Below are 17916 nucleotides of genomic sequence, written 5' to 3'. Positions count from 1 at the left end.
TCGCTATCCCTTCTCCCGCCCGCGGGAGAAGGTGCCCGAAGGGCGGATGAGGGCAGCGCTTGCGGTTGGGTTGGCGCAAAGAAAAAGCCCGGCATCGCGCCGGGCTTTTCTGGTCTTGTCGCTCGCGCACCTAAGCGCAGCTCCCACTCACTCGCTCTCGATCCCCGTCATGCCCAGGATGTTGTACCCCGAGTCGACATAGGTGATCTCGCCGGTCACGCCCGAGGCCAGGTCCGAGCACAGGAAGGCGGCGACGTTGCCGACCTGTTCGATCGTGACCGTGCGGCGCATCGGCGCGTTCTCCTCGACATGGCCTAGGATCTTGCGGAAGCCGGCGATGCCGGCCGCGGCCAGGGTCTTGATCGGGCCGGCCGAGATCGCGTTGACGCGGGTGCCTTCCGGGCCGAGGTTGTAGGCCAGGTAGCGCACGGTCGCTTCCAGGCTGGCCTTGGCCACGCCCATCACGTTGTAGCCGGCCAGCGCGCGTTCGGCGCCGAGGTAGCTCAGGGTCAGGATCGAACCGTTGCGGCCCTGCATCTGCGGGCGCGCGGCCTTGGCCATCGCGGCCAGCGAATAGGCCGAGATGTCGTGGGCGATGCCGAAGTTCTCGCGGGTGAGGCCGTCGAGGAACTGGCCGGCGATGGCTTCGCGCGGCGCGTAGGCGATCGCGTGGACCAGGATGTCGAAGCCGTCCCAGTGCTGACCGAGTTCGGCGAAGCAGGCCGCGATCTGCTCGTCGCTGGTGACGTCGAGCGGAATCACGATGTTGCTGCCGTATTCGGCGGCGGCCTTCTCCACGCGGCTCTTGAGCTTCTCGTTCTGGTAGGTGAACGCCAGTTGCGCGCCTTCGCGGTGCATGGCCTCGGCGATGCCGCTGGCGATCGAACGCTCGCTGGCGATGCCGGTGATCAATGCGCGCTTACCTTGCAGGAAACCCATGTGCACTCCCTAAAACTTGCGGTGGACGCGGCCGTCGTGGGCCGCGCTTCGGAACCGCCCGACCGGTGCGCGGTCGAGCAAAGACTCTAGTGTACCCGCGCGACGGCGACGGACGATCCGGTACGGTGCCTCACGGCGCGCTCGCCCCGGGTGCGTCGATCAGCAGGGCCTGGCCGGGCTTGAGCACGGCATTGGCGCCCAGGCCGTTGCGTTGCATCAGGTCGGCCACGCGGATGCCGTAGCGGCGCGCGATGGTCCAGGCGTTGTCGCCGCGCGCGACGGTGTGGCGGCGCGGCTCGCCGGCTGGGGCGGTCTCGGCGGCGGGCGTCTGCTCCGGCGCGCTGGCCGGCACGGCGGCGGTGCGGGTGGCTTGCGCCTGGTCGGCGTCGACGCCGCCGATCGCGCTGGCCGGCACCGCCAGCAGCGGCGCGCGCGCGCCGCCGGCCTGGCCGATGCGGCCGCCGGCGAAGACCGGATTGAGGCGTTGCAGCTGGGCCGCGTCCTGGCCGCTGCGGCGCGCCCAGGCGGCGATGTCGGCGACGTCGTCGGGCACGGTCACCGCCTGCAGGCGCGGCACCGGGCGGTCCAGCGCGCGCAGCCATTCCTCGCGATCGTCGGCCTGTTCCATCAGGCAGGACAGCGCATGCAGTTTGCGCACGTAGGCCTGGGTGATGTCGGACAGGCCGACGAGTTGTTCGGGCTTGGCGTCGCGCGCGACCTGGCCGCTGCGCTTGAGGGCGCCCAGGATGCGGTACTCGCCGGCGTTGTAGGCCATCACGGTCAGACGCCAGTCGCCAGCGAACATGCCGTGCAGGGTTTTCAGATAACGCACCGCGGCCTGGGTCGAATCCACCGGCGACAAGCGGCCGTCGTAGCCGGCGCGGATCGGCACGCGGTGATTGCGCGCGGTGATCGCGATCATCTGCCACAGCCCAGCCGGACCGGCGGCGCTGCGCGCGCCCGGCTTGTAGCCGCTTTCAACGAAGGGGATCAGCGCGTACTCGGTGGGCAGATGCGCTTCGCGCAGCGCGTCGACCACGTAGCCGAACAAGGGCAGGGTGTCGTCGTTGCTGGCGGCCAGGCGCTTGGGCGCGGTGGCGAAGTGCTGGCGCCAGCGCGTGCTGGCGCCGGCTTCGCAGCTGGGATCGGCCAGGCCTTCGCGGAAGCGCTGGTAGATCTCGCGGCCGTTGCGAGTGGGGCCGGGGATCGCGGCTTGCGGCGCGGGCTCGGCCGCTGCGGTCGCGGCTTCCTTGGCCGGTGCCTGGGCGAATGCGGGCGCGCTCCAGCCCGCCGCCAGCATCAGCGCGGCCGCGGCGAGGCGGCCGGCGTTGCGGGCCCGGCTCATGCCTGGAACCCGTCTTTCCAGCGCCGCAATTCGGCGAAGGTGTCGATGTCGTCCTGGGGGTCGCGGCGCAGGCGCCGGGCCACGGCCGCGCGCACGGCGGGTTGATGCACGCGCAGGAAGGGATTGGCCGCGACTTCGTCGGCCAGGGTGCTGGGCAGGGTCGGACGTCCGGCGTTACGCATGGCCTGGGCTTCCTCGATGCGGCGCAGCAGCGCCGGGTTGGACGGTTCCACCGCGCGCGCGAAGGCGGCGTTGGACAGGGTGTATTCGTGGCCGCAGCACAGGCGGGTGTCGCCGGGCAGGGCGGCCAGGCGCGACAGCGAGGTGTGCATCTGCGCCGGCGTGCCTTCGAACAGGCGGCCGCAGCCGAGGCTGAAGAGGGTGTCGCCGCTGAACAGCAGGCCGTGGCCGCCCACGTCCTCCAGGTGATAGGCGATGTGGCTGAGGGTATGGCCGGGCACGGCGAGCACGCGCGCGCTCCAGCCGCCCAGATGCAGGCGCACGCCGTCGCCGACGCGCGCGGTGGCCGCGCCGATGCGGTCGTCGTCGGGCGCGAACACCGGGATGCCCGGCCAGTGGGCGAGGATGGCCTCGACCCCGCCGATATGGTCGTTGTGGTGGTGGGTCAGCAGGATCCCGGTCGGGCGCAGGCCGTGCACGGCCGCGCCCAGCACCGGCGCGGCATCGCCGGGATCGACGATCAGCGCCGACTCGTCGTCGGCCGACAGGGCCCAGATGTAGTTGTCGTTGAGGGCGGGCAGCGCCAGCAATCGCATTCGTTGAGCTCCTGGGCGGCCGGCCGCGGCGGGCCCCGCTGAACATGCCGCTGAATGGGGGCCGCGTTGCCGGGCCTGCGTAGGGACCGCGCTTTCAACGGGATGTTCCGACAGAATGGCGACCATGCCCGCCCTGTCCACCGGCCGTCAACCCAATGCCGCCCTCGCCTGGTTCGGTGGGGTCGCCGGCCAGGGCCTGCTCGACGTCGAGTCCGCGGCGATGGCGCGGGTGCTGGCCGGCTGCCAGGCCATGCCCTGGGCCTGGATCGGCGTGGACGCGACCTCGCCGCCGGGCGGCACCAGCACGCGCGGGGTGCGCCTGCGCCGCCAGGGCCTGGGCTTCGACGGCGCCTTCCGCAGCGTGCTGCCGCTGCCGCTGGCCAGCGAGGCGCTGGGCGCGGTGCTGCTGCAGCACGTGCTGGACGACGGCATCGACCCGATGCCGCTGCTGGACGAGTGCGCGCGCGTGCTCGCGCCCGGCGGCACCCTGTGGCTGGCCGCGCTCAACCCCTGGAGCCCCTACCGCGCGCGTTGGGCGCGTTCGGGCCTGCACGCCTACAACACCGGCGCCTGGCAATCGATGCTGCGCGGCGCCGGCTTCGCCGCCGATTCGGTGAGCCTGCAATGGCTGGGGCCGCTGTGGCGGCCCGCGCACGGCGCGGTCGGGATCGGCGCGGCCGATCGTTTGCGCGCCGGCATCGGCCTGACCGTGTCCAAGCGCGTGCACGCTCTGATCCCGCCGGCGCGGCTGCGCAATTTGCGCTGGCAGGCCGGCGGCGCCCTGGCCGGCACGAATGCGCGCCGTTCGGCGTCGCAGCGGCGATAATGCGCGGCCCTCAGACAGGACCGCAGGCTTTGCAAGATCACGCATTGGCGACCGACACCAAGACCGTCGACATCCACACCGACGGCGCCTGCCTGGGCAACCCCGGGCCCGGCGGCTGGGCCGCGCTGCTGCGCTACAAGGGCCGCGAGCGCGAGCTGTCCGGCGGCGAGCCCGACACCACCAACAACCGCATGGAGCTGATGGGCGCGATCATGGCCCTGGAAGCGCTGACCGAACCCTGCGTGGCGACCCTGCACACCGACTCGCAGTACGTGCGCAAGGGCATCACCGAGTGGATGGGCAACTGGGTGCGGCGCGGCTGGAAGACCGCCGGCGGCGACGCGGTGAAGAATCGCGACCTGTGGGAGCGCCTGCACCAGGCCAACCTGCGCCACAAGGTCGAGTGGAAGTGGGTCAAGGGCCATTCCGGCGACCCCGACAACGAGCGCGTCGATGTGCTGGCGCGCACGCAGGCGCAGCGCTACCGCAGCGTCGCGCGCTGAGTTGGGCGAGAATCGAGCCATGCGCCAAGTCATTCTGGATACCGAAACCACCGGCCTGAGCTGGGAGCGCGGCAACCGCGTGGTCGAAATCGGCTGCGTCGAGTTCGTCGAGCGTCGCCCGACCGGCCGGACCTTCCACACGTATTTGAACCCCGAGCGCGAATTCGAACCCGGGGCGCAGGAAGTCACCGGCCTGACCTTGGAATTCCTGGCCGACAAGCCGAAGTTCGAAACCATCGTCGACGAATTCCTGGCCTTCATCGACGGCGCCGAGCTGGTCATCCACAACGCGGCCTTCGACGTCGGCTTCCTCGACAACGAACTGGCGCTGGCGGGGCCGCAGTACGGCAAGCTCGGCGATCGCGCCACCATCGAGGACTCGCTGCTGCTGGCGCGCCAGCGCTTCCCGGGCCAACGCAATTCGCTGGACGCGCTGTGCAAGCGCCTGGGCGTGGACAACGCGCACCGCCAGTTGCACGGCGCGCTGCTCGACGCCCAGTTGCTGGCCGAGGTTTACATCGGCCTGACCTCGGGCCAGAGCGATCTGGGCTTCGGCCAGGGCGAGGACGGCGGCGGCCAGTCCGCGGCGGCGGTGTTCGATCTGGACGCCAGCGCGCCGCGCCCGCGCGTGCAGATCAGCAGCGAGGAACGCGCCGCGCACGAGGCGCGCCTGGAGAAGCTGCGCAAGAAGGCGGGCAAGTGTTTGTGGGACGCGATGGAGGCGTCGGCGGCGACATAAGGGCGGCCTTCGCTAGGGTGCGGTGGCAACCGCACCATCGTGGTTCGGGCTACGACGCGACGATGCGGTTCGCCTGCGGCTCACGTCCTACGGGTGAGGCGCGCGAGTGGGGTGGGGATGAAACCGTCGGGCGCAGCGTGCGGTGACCAGCGCACCATCGCCATCCGCGCGGCCTAGTGGCTGCGGACCAGAATCACCGTGACGTTGTCCGAGCCGCCGCCGTCGAGCGCGGCCGCGACCAGGCTGTCCACGCATTCCTGCGCGCTGCAATCGTTGTGCGCGAGCACGCGCGCGATGCTGCGGTCGTCGACTTCCTCGGTCAGCCCATCGCTGCACAACAGCAGCTGCATGCCGGGACGGAGCTCGCCGGTCATGGTCTCGACGTTCAGATTGCGCGGGTCGGTCACGCCCAGGGCCTGGGTCACCACGTTGCGGTGCGGGTGGCTGCGCGCCTGCTCGTGGGTGATCGCGCCGTTGGCGATCAGTTCCTGGACGTAGCTGTGGTCCTGCGAGAGCTGGGCCAACTGGCCGTCGCGCCACAGGTAGACCCGGCTGTCGCCCACCCAGGCAACCTCGAATCGGTTGCCGTTGACGCGCGCGGCGACCACCGTGGTGCCCATGGGCAGGGCGTCGTTGCGGCGGCGCGAGGTGCGGATGATCTCCTCGTCGGCGATCCGGATGGCCTGAGCCAGCGGCGTGCCGTCGCGGACTTCGCGCACGATGGCTTCGCGCGCCAGCGCGCTGGCGACCTCGCCGTACTCATGTCCGCCCATTCCGTCAGCGACCAGCCACAGGCCCAGTTCGCTGTCACCGTAATAGGTGTCTTCATTGAGCTCGCGGCGCAGGCCGACATGCGTCAGGTGTCCGAATTCGATCATGAGTCGATCATGCCGGTCGCGTTTGTCGGAGGCTCTTCGGGTAGTAAACGGAATCATCGGGGCGTAGCGGCCGTGCAGCAAGCGGCGGTCGCGTCCCCCTCACGACCTTGCCCGGTGTTGCAGTAACGAAACATGACCGGGGCCGCGCATCATCGCGTAAAAAACCTGCCCTGCGACACGGTTCGGCGCGATTCCCGCACGATCCGGCGCCGCTGGCGGGGCCGCGGCCAACAAAAAAGCGGGCCCGGTCGGGCCCGCTTTGCATAATCTGGCGGAGAGGGAGGGATTCGAACCCTCGGTACGCTATAAACGTACGCCTGATTTCGAGTCAGGTACATTCAACCACTCTGCCACCTCTCCGGGTGCAGTGAGCCGGGAATGATACGGGTCGCGGAGCCTTCCGACAAGGCATGCGTCCGGCCGGCTACACTGTGGTCCCCCTGAACGAAACGCTGCCATGTCCGAAATCCTGGTTCCGGTGTCCTTCGGCGAATTGCTGGACAAGATCGCCATCCTGCAGATCAAGTCCGAGCGCATGAGCGACCCGGCCAAGCTGGCCAACGTGCGCAACGAGCTGTCGGCCCTGGAACAGACCTGGATGGCCCATCCGGCCGCCGGCCACGACATCGTGCGCCTGCGCGCCGAGCTCAAGGCCGTGAACGAGCGCCTGTGGGTGATCGAGGACGACATCCGCATCAAGGAAAAGGCCCAGGCCTTCGACGCCGAGTTCGTGCGTCTGGCGCGCAGCGTCTATTTCGAGAACGACGAGCGCGCCCGGATCAAGAAGGACATCAACCTCGCGCTGGGTTCCAGCTACGTCGAGGAAAAGTCCTACCAGGACTACAAGAGCGGCGCCGCCGCGCCCTGAGCCGGTCCGGCGCATGCCGACCTCCCCGCAGGGGCGCGAGCCCGGGCCACGCGCCGCCGGCGCCTGGCTCTACGACGATCTGCTGGCCTGGCTATGCCCGGGCGGCCTGCTGCTGACCGCGCTGGCCCTGCGTTACCCGGACGGCCTGCGCCTGCTGCGCGCGCAGGCGCCGGAACTGACCCTGCCGACCTGGTTCGCCGGCGCCTACGTGCTGGGCCTGGCCCTGAGCCCGCTCGGGCGCCTGGTTTACGCCTTCGCCCAGGCCATCGTCTGGCCGCGGCTGCGCCAGGCCTGGACGCCGGCGATCGCGTTCCTGGCCCAGCGCCTGCAGCGCGACGAGGGCCTGAGCCTGCCCGACGCCGCGCATATGTCGACCTCGGTGTTCCACGACGTCGACCGGCGCATGCGCGAATACCTGGAGGCGGTCGACCCGTCCTCGCGGCAGGCGCTGAATCGCATGAAGGTGCTGTGCAGCCTGGCCTGCAACGCGGCCGCCGCGGCCTTGGTGTTCGTCGCGATCGACGCCGCGCGCGGCGGTTACCGCTATTGGAGCGCCAGCCAGGTCGGTATCGGCGCGTTCGCGATCGGTTTGACCCTGGTCGCGGCGGTGTACCGCGAACGCCGGCGCCAGCGCACCCAGTTGTCGATCTGGCGACGTCTGCAGGTGGTCGCGAACGACTGATCGCCGCGCGTCGGCGGCCCCAGGCAACTGCGGGTTGGCTCGCGGCGCCAGAACGCGCTGGATCTCGCGCACCGGGCGCAACCCAGAGTGCCCCGGCGAGCGCGAGTCTCGTCAGCCTGCCCGCCATCGGTAGCGCCGCGCGCCGCCGGCCTGCCGCCACAGGCCTGCACACGCCGGGCCGGCCAACCGGATTGGCCGGGGCGCGGAACCGCAGCCCATTTTTCGCCAGCCACTGCCGCTAGGGTGGCCGCGCTCCGACCCGGCCCGCGCCTCGCGCGTGGACCGCGCGGCGCGACAGCGGGCAGGTCTGGATGGCCTCTCGCCCACGGACCGGCCCGATCGATCAATGGATGGACGACTCAAGGAGCAACAACGTGAAAAAGGAACACGTGATAGGGACGCTGTGCATGACGGTGCTGTTGGCCTTGTCGCCGCTGGTGGCGATGGCCGATCAATCCGAGGAGGAAACGCCCAAGGAGGAGCAGGAGTTCAAGCGCAACGAACCGCCGGTGCCCGAGGCGGTGAAGCAGCATCTGGCCTACGTCGAGGACCTCGACAAGCGCTATCCGGACACCTCCAAGGTCGATCCCGAGCGCTTCATGGCCGAGGAAGGCGAGAAGGCCGCGCTGATCTATTGCCGCGCCCTGGGCTTCGACGGTCCCTGCGAGCCGGCCAAGGAAGGGCAGTCGGCGCAGGCGCGTTCCGGCTTCGTCGCCATGAGCGTCGAGCGCGCGGCGGCCAAGGTCGGCCGCTACGGCTGGTTCGACTGGCTGTTCAATCTGCTCTACAGCGTCGGCGTGATTCCCGATAAGGCCTCGTGCCCGTCGCCGCACGTGCTGGTGCAGATGCACATGGACGACGAAGACCGCCGCAACGCCAATTCGCGTTGGGGCTGGATCGGCGCGACCGTGTCCAACAGCAACACCACCTGGCGCTTCTGTCGCCTGAGCTGGGACGCGTCGTTCGCGTTCAAGCCGCTGGCCAACTGGGGCAACCAGTACGACTACGCGGTGCAGAACCTGGGCATGTTCTGTCCGCCGGGTTCGCGCCGCGTGCTGCGCCGTCACGACAACGAGGATTGGGCCAACGCCAACTGGTCCAGCGGCGGCGTGTTCCCCAGCTTCAACCTGGGCGGCAACTGGTGGACCTACACCTGCCAGTACGACGGCGGCACGCCGACGCCGCTGATGTCCTCGTTCCCGACCTTGGGCTTCGGCTACGGCGTGTTCTCGCCGACCAACCTGCCGTGGCCCTATGCGCTGGCCAACGGCTACGTCTACCAGGACGACGAGGATTTCCTGAACCTCAACTTCTGGATCGGCTCGCCCGACGCGGTGATGGGCGGCGGCAACAACACCTGGCGCGGGCTGTCGCGCGTCAAATAAGTCGCTAGTTTCAAGCCCCTCTCCCGCTCGCGGGAGAGGGGTGAGGGCGCCGCGGCCGCGGTGCTGCTTGGGCTGCGCAGATCGAGCCGATGCATATTCGCAAGCCAGTGCGATGGGAACGCAGCAGCGCGCGGCTAAACGCGCCCGCACATCCATCACAGCGAAGCCGAGTGGATGCAGCCCACGCCATCGCTCAGGCCGACTCGCGTCATTCGTAGCGAAACTGCGGCTTCTGTGCCGCGGTCTCAGCCCGCCGAATGATCGGCGACATAACGTTCGAACGCCGCGACCCCATCCTCCACCGAGATCAGATCCATGACCCCGTCATGCTCGATCTTGGTCCCCCACTTGAGTTCGCTCGCAGGCTTGCCGAGGTACTTGCGCGCCGCGTCGTCGTAGCGGTCGGCGCAATAGCGGCGGTCGCTGTAGGGGCCGCTGCGGGCCGGGTTGCTGGCCGCGTGCAGGCCCAGCACCTTGGTGCCCATGGCGTTGGCGATGTGCATGGGGCCGGAGTCGGGCGTCATCAGCAACTGGCCGCGCGCGAGCAGGGCCGGCAATTGCTTGAGCGTGTCCTTGCCGACCAGGTCCAGCGCCGGCGCGCTCATCGCGGCCAGGATTTCGTCGGCGGTGCGGCGCTCCAGCTCGCTGCGGCCGCCGCACAGCACCACCCGCCAACCGCGCGTGGTCGCGTGATCGGCGACCGCGGCATAACGGTCGCTGCGCCAGTTGCGCAGGGCATGGCTGGAGCAGGGCGAGATCAGCAGGGTCGGGCGGCCGTCGTCCGGCCATTGCGCGCGCGCCCACTCGTAGGCCTCCGTCGGCACCGGCAGGTCCCAGCGCACCTGGGTCTGGCGCAGGCCCAGCGGCTCGCAGAAGCTGCCGATCGCGTCCAGCACGTGGATGCCGGGGCGGTCGGGGATGCGTTCGTTGACGAACAGGCCGTGCAGGTCCTTGGCGCGCGAGCGGTCGTAGCCGATCCGGCGCCGCGCCGGCACGAAGGCCGACAGCAGGTTCGCGCGCGCGGCCACCTGCATCTGCAGCAGGGCGTCGTAGCGCCGCCGCTCGCCCAGGCGCTCGCGCAGCTCTCGGCCCAGCGCGCGCATGCCGGCCAGGCCGGTCTTCTTGTCGTATTCGACGAAGCTCACGTTTTCCAGGCCGTCGAGCAGGCGGCGCTCGCCCTTGCCGATCACCCAGGTCAGCTCCAGCCGCGGCCAGGCCTCGCGCAGGGTGCGCACCAGCGGAACCACATGGGTCACGTCGCCCAGGGCGGAAAGCCGCAGCAGGCAGATCGAGTGGGGTGCGTTGTTCACGTGACTTGTTAGACTCCGGCGGATGACGGGCTACGACGCCGCCGAAGGATTGACGCCGTTCCGCGACGACAGCGGCTACGGCGCGATTCTGTTCGACCGCACCCGGGTGCGGCAAGCGAGCCCGGAATGGTTCTCGCCTGCCTTCTGGGGCGAACGCGCGCGCCCGGTCGACAGCGGCGGCCGCGGCGGGGCCTGGTTCGTGGACGCGCCGTTCGGCCCCAGCCTGCTGCGGCGTTACCTGCGCGGCGGCCTGGTCGCGCGCTTCAACCGCGACCGCTACTGGTGGCGCGGCGCCAACGAGACGCGCAGCTTCGCCGAGTTCCGCCTGACCCGCGCGGTGGCCGAGAAGGGCCTGCCGGTACCGCGTCCTATCGCCGCCTATTACCGCCGCGACGGCTTCTACTACTACGCCGCGATCCTGCTGGAACGCCTCAACGACGTGCGCTCGCTGGCCGACCGCGCCGCGGTCGCCGGCGACGGTGCGCCCTGGGAAGAGGCCGGTCGGCTGATCGCGCGCTGCCATCGCGTAGGCTTGGACCATGCCGATCTCAACGCCCACAACCTGCTGTTCGACCCCACCGGGCGCGGCTGGGTGATCGATCTGGACCGCGGCCACCTGCACATCCCCGCGACCGGCTGGCGCGAGCGCAATCTCGCCCGGCTCAAGCGCTCGCTGCTGAAACTGCGCGGCGCGCGTTCGCTGGAAGAGGTCGAACGCGACTACGGCCGCCTGCGCGCGGCCTACGAGCGCGCCTGGAACAAGGGCTACTGAATGAGCTGGCATCTGCGTCTGCACGGCGTCGGCAACGCGTCCGCGGTCGAGCTGGGCTCGGCGATGGCGACCATCGAGCGCGACGGCGCGCCCTGGCTGACCATCGACTGCGGCGGCGAGGGCCTGACCGCCTATCTCGCCCACTATGGGCAGGCGCCGCGCGCCTTGTTCATCACCCACACCCATCTCGACCACGTCGCCGGCTTCGAGCGCCTGTTCGTCTCGACCTATTTCGACAGCGAGCGCCGCGGCCGGGTCAAGCTGTACGTGCCGGCGCCGGTGGTGCCGCTGCTGCACCAGCGCGTGGGCGACTATCCCAATGCCCTGGCCGAGGGCGGGGTGAACTTCTGGGACGCGTTCCAGGTGATCCCGGTCGGCGCCGCGTTCTGGCACGAGGGCGTGCGCCTGGAAGTCTTCGCCACCCGCCATCACTGGCCGGACACCGCCTTCGGGCTGCGCCTGCGCGGCAGCGTGGTCTGGACCGGCGACACCCGGCCGATCCCCGAGGCCCTGGCCAAGTACGCCGACGCCGGCGAGCTGATCGCCCACGACTGCGCTCTGCACGGCAACCCCTCGCACAGCGGCATCGAGGACCTGGAGCGCGAGTATTCGCGCGAACTGCTGGCGCGCTGCCTGCTCTACCACTACGCCAGCGCCGGCGAGGGCGACACCCTGGCCGCACGGGGGTATCGTGTGGCCAGACCGGGCGAATGCGTCGCCCTAGCCGAATCCAGCGCAGAGCAGGTGCCGCCGTCGTGAGCGCGTTGCCGGATCCGAAGCAGACGCCGTGGGCGCAGGATGTCTACGGGCGTCCGCTGCGCGACCTGCGTTTGTCGGTGATCGAGGCCTGCAACTTCCGTTGCCCCTATTGCATGCCGGCCGAGCGCGTGCCCGACGACTACGGCCTGGACGCGGCCTCGCGCCTGAGCTTCGACGAGATCGAAACCCTGGTGCGCGGCTTCGTGCGCGTGGGCGTGCGCAAGCTGCGCCTGACCGGCGGCGAGCCGCTGCTGCGCAAGAATCTGCCGGAGCTGATCGCGCGGCTGGCGGCGATCGACGGCCTCGACGATCTGGCCCTGACCACCAACGGCTCGCTGCTCGCGCGCCAGGCGCGCGCGCTGCGTGAGGCCGGCCTGCGCCGGCTCACGGTCAGCCTGGACGCGCTGGATGCCGATCTGTTCCGGCGCCTGTCCGGCGGCCGCGGCGAAGTCGCCCAGGTACTGGCCGGCATCGACGCCGCCCAGGCCGCGGGCTTCGGCTCGATCAAGCTCAACTGCGTGGTCCAGCGCGGCGTCAACGACGATCAGGTGCTGCCCCTGGCCGAACGCTTCCGCGGCAGCGGCCACGTGCTGCGCTACATCGAGTACATGGACGTGGGCACCTGCAACGGCTGGGACGCCGCGCGCGTGGTGCCTTCGGCCGAACTGCGCGACCGGCTGCACCAGCGCTGGCCGCTGCGCGCGCTGGACGCGCACTACCGCGGCGAAGTCGCGGCGCGCTACGCCTATGCCGACGGCGCCGGCGAAGTCGGCTTCGTGTCCTCGATCAGCGCGCCGTTCTGCGGCGACTGCCACCGCTCGCGCGTCTCGGCCGACGGCCGCCTCTACACCTGCTTGTTCGCCGCCGACGGCGTCGACCTGCGTCCGACCCTGGCCCAGGGCGAGTTCGGCCTGGCCGAACGCGTGGCCGAGCTGTGGTCGCGCCGCGCCGACCGCTACAGCGAACTGCGCGCCGCCGACGCGCCGCGCCCGAGCCGGCACGTGGAGATGTTCCTGGTCGGCGGTTGAAGCGCGCGGCGTATCATGGCCGCTGCCCGATCCGCCGATACCGTTAGGCGTCCCGACCTGCCGGAGCCCCCTCGTTTGAAAGCCCGCAAAGCCAAGCCCGCCGCCACGCGTTCCGCGCTCACGCACCTGGATTCCGACGGCCGCCCCGCCATGGTCGACGTGTCCGCCAAGGCCGCGACCGCGCGCGAGGCGCAAGCGGAGTGCCGGGTGCGGTTTCCGGCCGCGGTCGCCGCGCAATTGCGCGCCAGCGGACTGCGCAGCGCCAAGGGCGGCATCGTCGATACCGCGATCGTGGCCGGCACCCTGGCGGTCAAGCGCACCGCCGAGCTGATTCCGTTCTGCCATCCGCTGCCGATCGACGGCTGTCGGATCGCGATCGACTGGCTGGACGAGAACGCCCTGCGCATCGAATGCCGGGTGCGCACCACCCATCGCACCGGCGTCGAGATGGAGGCCCTGACCGGCGCCACCGTGGCCGCGCTGACCGTCTACGACATGTGCAAGGCCTTGTCGCACCGGATCGTGATCGGGCCGGCCAAGCTGCTCGCCAAGTCCGGCGGCAAGCGCGACTTCGGGGGCGCGGCATGAACCGGCTCACCGTGCTGTATTTCGCCAGCTTGCGCGACGCCGCGGGTCGCGCCGACGAGAGCGTGGACACCGACGCCGCCGATCTGCGCGGCCTGTACGCGGCGCTGCGCGAGCGCCACGGTTTCGCGCTGCCCGCCGAGCGCCTGCGGGTCGCGGTCGACGGCGCGTTCGCGCACTGGGACGACGCGCCGCGCGCCGGCAGCGAAGTGGCCTTCATTCCGCCGGTGTCGGGGGGCTGAGCGATGCGCTTTCGTCTGTCCGAAACCCCGTTCGACCCGGCCGCCACGCGCGAATGGCTGATGCGCGACGAGGCCGGCGCCTACGCCAGCTTCGAGGGCTGGGTGCGCGACCATCACCAGGGGCGCGCCGTGCTCGGCTTGCGCTACGAGAGCTACGCGCTGCTGGCCGAGCGCGAGGGCGAGAAGATCCTGGCCGAGGCGCTGGAGCGTTTCGCGATCGTCGAGGCGCGCTGCGTGCACCGCGTCGGCGACCTGGGCGTGGGCGAACTCGCGGTCTGGGTCGGCGTCAGCGCCGCCCATCGCGATGCCGCGTTCGCCGCCTGCCGCTACATCATCGACGAGACCAAGGCGCGGGTGCCGATCTGGAAGCACGAGCGCTACGCCGAGGGCGACGCGGGCTGGTTGCATCCGGAGCCGCCCCCGACGCAGGGCTAGGGTCGTTGTTCGTCGTAAGTGCGAGGGCACGGTCGCAGCCGACGCCGCTCCTGCCCCAACGCGACGAGATTCGGATCATGGCGGAGAGGTGGACGATGCGACTGCAGTGCTTGCTGCTTTCCCTGGCCCTCGGCGCGGCGCTGCCGGCCCACGCGGCCGAACTGCTGGTCGGCAACAAATCGGCCGATACGGTCTGGCGTTTGTCGCTGGAAGACGGACGCAAGCTCGGCGAGTTCGCCAGCGGCAAAGCGCCGCACGAGATCGTGGTCAGCCCCGACGGCGCCACCGCACTGGTCGCCAACTATGGCGGCCCCAGCCCCGGCAATACGCTGAGCGTGCTCGACCTGCGCGGCGGCGCTGCGCCGCGCGTGCTGGATCTGGGGCAGCACGGCCGTCCGCACGGGCTGCGTTTCCTGCCTCATGGGCGCGAGGCAGTGGTCACCACCGAGGAATCCGCGCATCTGCTGCGCATCGCTATCGCCAGCGGCAAGCTGCTGGCGGAAATCCCAATGGGCGAGGGCCGAGGGCACATGGTCGCGGTCTCGGCCGACGGCAACACCGCCTACGTGAGCAAGATCGATCGCGGCACGGTCAGCAAGGTCGATCTGGTGACCGGCGCCAAGGTCGCCGAGGTCGCGGCCGGCGCGGGCGCCGAAGGCATCGCGGTGCGGCCCGGCAGCGACGAGGTCTGGGTCAGCAATCGCGAGGCCGGCACGGTGACCGTGCATGACGCGCGCAGCCTGCAACTGCTGGCGACGCTGTCCAGCCCCGGTTTCCCGATCCGGGTCGCGTTCACCGCCGACGGCCGCCAGGCCCTGGTCAGCAACGCGCGCGCCGGCACCCTGGCGGTGTTCGACGCCGCCAGCCGCAAGCCGTTGGCGACGGTCGCGCTGGCGCGCAAGGGCGCGCAGTACCGCGACACCCTGCTCGGGCGTGCGGCCCTGCCGATCGGCGTGATCGCCGATCCGAAGCGGGCGCGCGTGTACGTGGCGATCAGCGGCGGCGACGAAGTGGTGGTGGTCGACCGCAAGCGCTGGAAGGTGGTCGCGCATTGGACGACCGGCCGCGAGCCGGACGCGCTGGCGCTGACGGCGCCCTAGCATCTGCGCTGCCTGACTCAAGTGGGCCTGTGCTTGGCGCTGCGCGGGCTCGCCGTCCATGGTTCGACAGGCTCGCCACCAACGGCTATCGCAGTCGCGAGCGGCTCCGCTTGTCTTCCCCCTTTGGAAAAGGGGGATTGAGGGGGATTTGCTTCCGCCACCGCGCGAATCCGCGGTCCAGGTTCGACCCGCTCGCCACGGACGGCTCCGGGACGGCTTAAGGCGCGACGGTTCCCGCGCGCAAAAGCGCTGAACCGCTCGGCATCGCCCGAAGAAGCCGTCCCGAAAAGGTGGCGGCCCCGCCGGCTGACCTCGGCGCCCGCATCAGTCGATACCGTTGCTGCCTTCCGGCCCTGGCGGGATTTTCGACCTAGCGTCGCGAGGGGCCGACGGGGCCACCATAGGACGTGCGCATCTGGCGCGAGACGTGTCGCATGACGCGGCGACAGGATCTGAACGACATTGCTGGAAATCTGGCGGAGAGAGCGGGATTCGAACCCGCGAAGCGGGGTTTAGCCGCTTACACACTTTCCAGGCGTGCTCCTTCAACCACTCGGACACCTCTCCGGGCCTGGGCTGACAGCGACATCCGGTCGGGCTCAGGGCCGAGAATTCTAGCCGTCGCGGCGGTTGTCCACAAGTCGAGGCGTTGCGGTGGCGGTCGTCGCGAACGGCCGTGGCACAATGGACCGATCCGTTCCCGCGCCGCGCCGGCCGCTGCGACAGGGCCTAGGGCCGCGGCGCGCGGCGGTACCGACGCAAGCAAGCACACGCAACCAAAGGGTCCGATGTCCTACCTCGTCCTCGCCCGCAAATGGCGCCCCAAGCGTTTCGCCGAACTGGTCGGGCAGGAGCACGTGGTCCGCGCGCTGACCAATGCGCTCGATTCCGGCCGCGTCCACCACGCCTTCCTCTTCACCGGCACTCGCGGCGTGGGCAAGACCACGATCGCGCGCATCTTCGCCAAGTCGCTGAACTGCGAGCGCGGCACCTCGGCCGACCCCTGCGGCGAGTGCAACTCCTGCCGCGACATCGACGCCGGCCGCTTCATCGACCTGCTCGAGATCGACGCCGCCAGCAACACCGGCGTCGACGACGTGCGTGAGGTGATCGACAACGCCCAGTACATGCCCAGCCGCGGACGGGTCAAGGTCTACCTGATCGACGAAGTGCACATGCTCTCCAAGTCGGCCTTCAACGCCCTGTTGAAGACGCTGGAAGAGCCGCCCGGCCACGTCAAATTCCTGCTCGCGACCACCGACCCGCAGAAGCTGCCGGTGACGGTGTTGTCGCGCTGCCTGCAGTTCAACCTCAAGCGCCTGGACGAGGCCCAGATCTCGGGCCAGATCGGCCGCATCCTGGAAGCCGAAGGCATCGCCGCCGAGCCCGGCGCGATCCGCCAGCTCAGCAAGGCCGCCGACGGCAGCCTGCGCGACGGTCTGTCGCTGCTGGACCAGGCCATCGCCTACACCGGCGGCCAGCTCAGCGACGGCGCGGTCGCGACCATGCTGGGCACGGTCGACCGCACCCGCGTCGGCGCGCTGCTGCAGGCCCTGGCCGATGGCAACGGCCACACGCTGCTGGCCGAGGTCGCGGCCCTGGCCGAGTTCTCGCCCGACTGGGGCGGCGTGCTGGATACCTTGAGCGAGGCCCTGCACCGCGTGCAGGTGCGTCAGCTGGTGCCCGAGGCGCCGATGGAGACCGACGGCGTCGACGTCGACGCGCTGGCCGCGCGCCTGCGTCCCGAGGTCGTGCAGCTGTGGTACCAGATGGCGCTCAACGGCCGTCGCGATCTGCCGCTGGCGCCGAGCGCGCGCGCCGGTTTCGAAATGAGCGTGCTGCGCATGCTGGCCTTCCGTCCCGCCGCCGCTGGCGAAGACGGACGTGGCGCCGCGCCCGCGGCCTCCGGCGCGGGCGAGAGCGCGCGCGGCTCCGGCGCCGCCGCGGCGGCCGCCGCCCTGGCTGCGCCGCAAACCCGCGCCGCACCGCCGCCGTCGCCGTTCGACGATCGTCCCGCGACGACTTCGCGCGCCGAACCGGTGCGCACCGAAGCGCTCCGAATGGAGGCGCGCCCGGTAGAAGCGCCCCCGGTAGAAGCGCCCCGAATGGAAGCGCCTCGCATCGAAGCGCCGCGAGCCGAAGCGACCAGTGCGCAGGCTGCACGCAACGACGTGCCGTGGGCGGAGCCGCCCGAGGCAGTCGCGCCGCCGCGCCGTCCGCCCCCCGCGCCGCCGGAACCGGTCGCGGCGCGCGACGCCGCACCCGCGTACACCGCGCCGGCTGTGTCGCGCAGCGGCAGCGCCGGCATCGCCGATGCCGAGGCCTGGCACGACCTGGTCGCCAGCAGCGGCCTGCGCGGTCCGGCCCGTTTGCTGGCCGAGCACGCCGGCTTCATCGCTTACGCCGACGGCGCGTTGCGCCTGTCGCTGTCCGCCGACGACGATCACCTGCGCGCGCCGGCCCTGATCCAGATGGTCGCCGACGCCCTGGCGCCGCGCCTGGGCGTGGCCCCGCAGATCCGGTTCGAATCCGCCCAGTCCAGCGAATCGCTGCGCGAGCGCAACGAGCGCGCGCGCGATCAGCGCCAGGCCTCGGCCGAGGACGCGTTCATGAACGATCCCGACGTGCAGCGCCTGATCTCGCAGCACGGCGCGCGCGTCGTACCCGATTCGATCCGTCCCTTCGACGAGGCTTGAGGACGGCCCCGGCCGGCCTTACTCCAGTGTCATCGCGTCGCGCCCGCG

The 17916-nt window shown here is 70.7% G+C and carries 19 protein-coding genes, 2 tRNA genes and 1 other RNA gene; 14 read left to right on the top strand and 8 right to left on the bottom strand.

Going from position 1 to position 17916, the window contains the following annotated elements; genetic code table 11:
* Positions 1-147 precede the first annotated feature (147 nt).
* The 3 genes from BMZ45_RS09325 to gloB form a co-directional block, all read right to left on the bottom strand.
* Positions 148-939, bottom strand: a complete 792-nt coding sequence (locus tag BMZ45_RS09325; protein ID WP_091635440.1) for an enoyl-ACP reductase FabI — start codon at positions 937-939, stop codon at positions 148-150.
* A gap of 130 nt (positions 940-1069) precedes the next feature.
* Complete coding sequence (locus BMZ45_RS09320) at positions 1070-2284, bottom strand: lytic transglycosylase domain-containing protein (RefSeq protein ID WP_091635437.1); 1215 nt, start codon at positions 2282-2284, stop codon at positions 1070-1072.
* Positions 2281-3060, bottom strand: coding sequence for a hydroxyacylglutathione hydrolase (gene gloB / locus BMZ45_RS09315; protein WP_091635434.1), 780 nt, complete (start codon positions 3058-3060; stop codon positions 2281-2283). The genes BMZ45_RS09320 and gloB overlap by 4 nt, the downstream gene beginning before the upstream one ends.
* Positions 3061-3184: 124 nt before the next feature.
* Between gloB and BMZ45_RS09310 the strand changes: the two genes are divergently transcribed.
* Genes BMZ45_RS09310 through dnaQ form a run of 3 tightly spaced genes read left to right on the top strand, consistent with a single transcriptional unit; the run spans position 3185 to position 5128 of the window.
* Positions 3185-3886 carry a methyltransferase domain-containing protein gene (locus BMZ45_RS09310; protein WP_175489019.1) on the top strand — a complete coding sequence of 234 codons (702 nt, stop codon included), beginning with the start codon at positions 3185-3187 and terminating at the stop codon, positions 3884-3886.
* A gap of 44 nt (positions 3887-3930) precedes the next feature.
* Complete coding sequence (rnhA, locus tag BMZ45_RS09305) at positions 3931-4389, top strand: ribonuclease HI (protein WP_254776587.1); 459 nt, start codon at positions 3931-3933, stop codon at positions 4387-4389.
* A gap of 19 nt (positions 4390-4408) precedes the next feature.
* The gene (gene dnaQ, locus BMZ45_RS09300) at positions 4409-5128 is read left to right on the top strand and encodes a DNA polymerase III subunit epsilon (RefSeq protein WP_091635425.1); all 720 of its coding nucleotides are present in this window, start codon (positions 4409-4411) and stop codon (positions 5126-5128) included.
* Positions 5129-5301: 173 nt separating this feature from the next.
* On the opposite strand, the gene BMZ45_RS09295 is transcribed toward dnaQ, so the two are convergent.
* Together BMZ45_RS09295 and BMZ45_RS09290 are read right to left on the bottom strand one after the other, a co-directional pair.
* Complete coding sequence (locus tag BMZ45_RS09295) at positions 5302-6006, bottom strand: PP2C family protein-serine/threonine phosphatase (RefSeq protein ID WP_056173368.1); 705 nt, start codon at positions 6004-6006, stop codon at positions 5302-5304.
* Between the two features lie 269 nt (positions 6007-6275).
* Positions 6276-6366: transfer RNA gene (locus BMZ45_RS09290), tRNA-Ser, on the bottom strand.
* 97 nt (positions 6367-6463) lie between these two features.
* Between BMZ45_RS09290 and BMZ45_RS09285 the strand changes: the two genes are divergently transcribed.
* The 3 genes from BMZ45_RS09285 to BMZ45_RS09275 all read left to right on the top strand — a co-directional run bounded on the left by BMZ45_RS09285 (position 6464) and on the right by BMZ45_RS09275 (position 8941).
* Positions 6464-6874, top strand: coding sequence for a DUF6165 family protein (locus tag BMZ45_RS09285; protein ID WP_091635423.1), 411 nt, complete (start codon positions 6464-6466; stop codon positions 6872-6874).
* Positions 6875-6887: 13 nt separating this feature from the next.
* Entirely contained in the window at positions 6888-7556 is a 669-nt protein-coding gene (locus tag BMZ45_RS09280; RefSeq protein ID WP_091635421.1) for a hypothetical protein, read from the top strand.
* A gap of 374 nt (positions 7557-7930) precedes the next feature.
* Positions 7931-8941: a hypothetical protein gene (locus BMZ45_RS09275; protein ID WP_139215448.1), complete on the top strand. Its 1011-nt coding sequence runs from the start codon at positions 7931-7933 to the stop codon at positions 8939-8941.
* Positions 8942-9186: 245 nt separating this feature from the next.
* Here BMZ45_RS09275 and BMZ45_RS09270 read toward each other — a convergent pair whose 3' ends face one another.
* Positions 9187-10251: a glycosyltransferase family 9 protein gene (locus BMZ45_RS09270; protein ID WP_091635416.1), complete on the bottom strand. Its 1065-nt coding sequence runs from the start codon at positions 10249-10251 to the stop codon at positions 9187-9189.
* Between the two features lie 22 nt (positions 10252-10273).
* On the opposite strand from BMZ45_RS09270, the gene BMZ45_RS09265 reads away from it, so the two are divergent.
* From BMZ45_RS09265 to BMZ45_RS09235, 7 genes are all read left to right on the top strand, one after another.
* Complete coding sequence (locus BMZ45_RS09265; protein WP_091635413.1) at positions 10274-11023, top strand: 3-deoxy-D-manno-octulosonic acid kinase; 750 nt, start codon at positions 10274-10276, stop codon at positions 11021-11023.
* On the top strand, positions 11024-11782 hold the full coding sequence (locus BMZ45_RS09260) for an MBL fold metallo-hydrolase (RefSeq protein WP_091635410.1): 759 nt from the start codon (positions 11024-11026) through the stop codon (positions 11780-11782).
* Positions 11783-11787: 5 nt separating this feature from the next.
* The gene (moaA, locus tag BMZ45_RS09255) at positions 11788-12810 is read left to right on the top strand and encodes a GTP 3',8-cyclase MoaA (RefSeq protein WP_254776611.1); all 1023 of its coding nucleotides are present in this window, start codon (positions 11788-11790) and stop codon (positions 12808-12810) included.
* Positions 12811-12885: 75 nt separating this feature from the next.
* Positions 12886-13398, top strand: a complete 513-nt coding sequence (gene moaC, locus BMZ45_RS09250; protein WP_256374550.1) for a cyclic pyranopterin monophosphate synthase MoaC — start codon at positions 12886-12888, stop codon at positions 13396-13398.
* Positions 13395-13637, top strand: a complete 243-nt coding sequence (locus BMZ45_RS09245; protein WP_091635401.1) for a MoaD/ThiS family protein — start codon at positions 13395-13397, stop codon at positions 13635-13637. Before moaC ends, BMZ45_RS09245 begins: the two co-directional genes overlap by 4 nt.
* Before the next feature lie 3 nt (positions 13638-13640).
* A complete protein-coding gene (locus BMZ45_RS09240) occupies positions 13641-14072 on the top strand; it encodes a molybdenum cofactor biosynthesis protein MoaE (RefSeq protein ID WP_091635398.1) in 432 nt (143 codons plus the stop codon).
* Positions 14073-14167: 95 nt separating this feature from the next.
* Positions 14168-15172 carry a YVTN family beta-propeller repeat protein gene (locus tag BMZ45_RS09235; RefSeq protein ID WP_254776586.1) on the top strand — a complete coding sequence of 335 codons (1005 nt, stop codon included), beginning with the start codon at positions 14168-14170 and terminating at the stop codon, positions 15170-15172.
* Positions 15173-15468: 296 nt separating this feature from the next.
* On the opposite strand, the gene ffs is transcribed toward BMZ45_RS09235, so the two are convergent.
* Together ffs and BMZ45_RS09225 are read right to left on the bottom strand one after the other, a co-directional pair.
* An RNA gene (ffs, locus tag BMZ45_RS09230) (signal recognition particle sRNA small type) lies at positions 15469-15565 on the bottom strand.
* An 81-nt stretch (positions 15566-15646) separates the two neighbouring features.
* Positions 15647-15739, bottom strand: a tRNA-Ser gene (locus tag BMZ45_RS09225).
* Positions 15740-15960: 221 nt separating this feature from the next.
* On the opposite strand from BMZ45_RS09225, the gene dnaX reads away from it, so the two are divergent.
* On the top strand, positions 15961-17868 hold the full coding sequence (gene dnaX, locus BMZ45_RS09220) for a DNA polymerase III subunit gamma/tau (protein WP_091635393.1): 1908 nt from the start codon (positions 15961-15963) through the stop codon (positions 17866-17868).
* The last annotated feature ends 48 nt before the right edge of the window (positions 17869-17916 follow it).

The organism is Lysobacter sp. cf310 (assembly GCF_900114355.1).
Classification (GTDB): Bacteria; Pseudomonadota; Gammaproteobacteria; order Xanthomonadales; family Xanthomonadaceae; genus Lysobacter.
The sequence above is the reverse complement of the archived record's forward strand: the minus strand, read 5'-3'. Positions and strand labels throughout refer to the sequence as shown.

What these genes read in the sequence shown, in the direction of transcription:
- BMZ45_RS09325 (WP_091635440.1), bottom strand. Translation starts at nt 939, where the DNA reads ATGGGTTTCCTGCAAGGTAAGCGCGCATTGATCACCGGCATCGCCAGC.
- BMZ45_RS09320 (WP_091635437.1), bottom strand. Translation starts at nt 2,284, where the DNA reads ATGAGCCGGGCCCGCAACGCCGGCCGCCTCGCCGCGGCCGCGCTGATG.
- gloB (WP_091635434.1), bottom strand. Translation starts at nt 3,060, where the DNA reads ATGCGATTGCTGGCGCTGCCCGCCCTCAACGACAACTACATCTGGGCC.
- BMZ45_RS09310 (WP_175489019.1), top strand. Translation starts at nt 3,185, where the DNA reads ATGCCCGCCCTGTCCACCGGCCGTCAACCCAATGCCGCCCTCGCCTGG.
- dnaQ (WP_091635425.1), top strand. Translation starts at nt 4,409, where the DNA reads ATGCGCCAAGTCATTCTGGATACCGAAACCACCGGCCTGAGCTGGGAG.
- BMZ45_RS09295 (WP_056173368.1), bottom strand. Translation starts at nt 6,006, where the DNA reads ATGATCGAATTCGGACACCTGACGCATGTCGGCCTGCGCCGCGAGCTC.
- BMZ45_RS09285 (WP_091635423.1), top strand. Translation starts at nt 6,464, where the DNA reads ATGTCCGAAATCCTGGTTCCGGTGTCCTTCGGCGAATTGCTGGACAAG.
- BMZ45_RS09280 (WP_091635421.1), top strand. Translation starts at nt 6,888, where the DNA reads ATGCCGACCTCCCCGCAGGGGCGCGAGCCCGGGCCACGCGCCGCCGGC.
- BMZ45_RS09265 (WP_091635413.1), top strand. Translation starts at nt 10,274, where the DNA reads ATGACGGGCTACGACGCCGCCGAAGGATTGACGCCGTTCCGCGACGAC.
- BMZ45_RS09260 (WP_091635410.1), top strand. Translation starts at nt 11,024, where the DNA reads ATGAGCTGGCATCTGCGTCTGCACGGCGTCGGCAACGCGTCCGCGGTC.
- BMZ45_RS09245 (WP_091635401.1), top strand. Translation starts at nt 13,395, where the DNA reads ATGAACCGGCTCACCGTGCTGTATTTCGCCAGCTTGCGCGACGCCGCG.
- BMZ45_RS09240 (WP_091635398.1), top strand. Translation starts at nt 13,641, where the DNA reads ATGCGCTTTCGTCTGTCCGAAACCCCGTTCGACCCGGCCGCCACGCGC.
- BMZ45_RS09235 (WP_254776586.1), top strand. Translation starts at nt 14,168, where the DNA reads ATGCGACTGCAGTGCTTGCTGCTTTCCCTGGCCCTCGGCGCGGCGCTG.
- dnaX (WP_091635393.1), top strand. Translation starts at nt 15,961, where the DNA reads ATGTCCTACCTCGTCCTCGCCCGCAAATGGCGCCCCAAGCGTTTCGCC.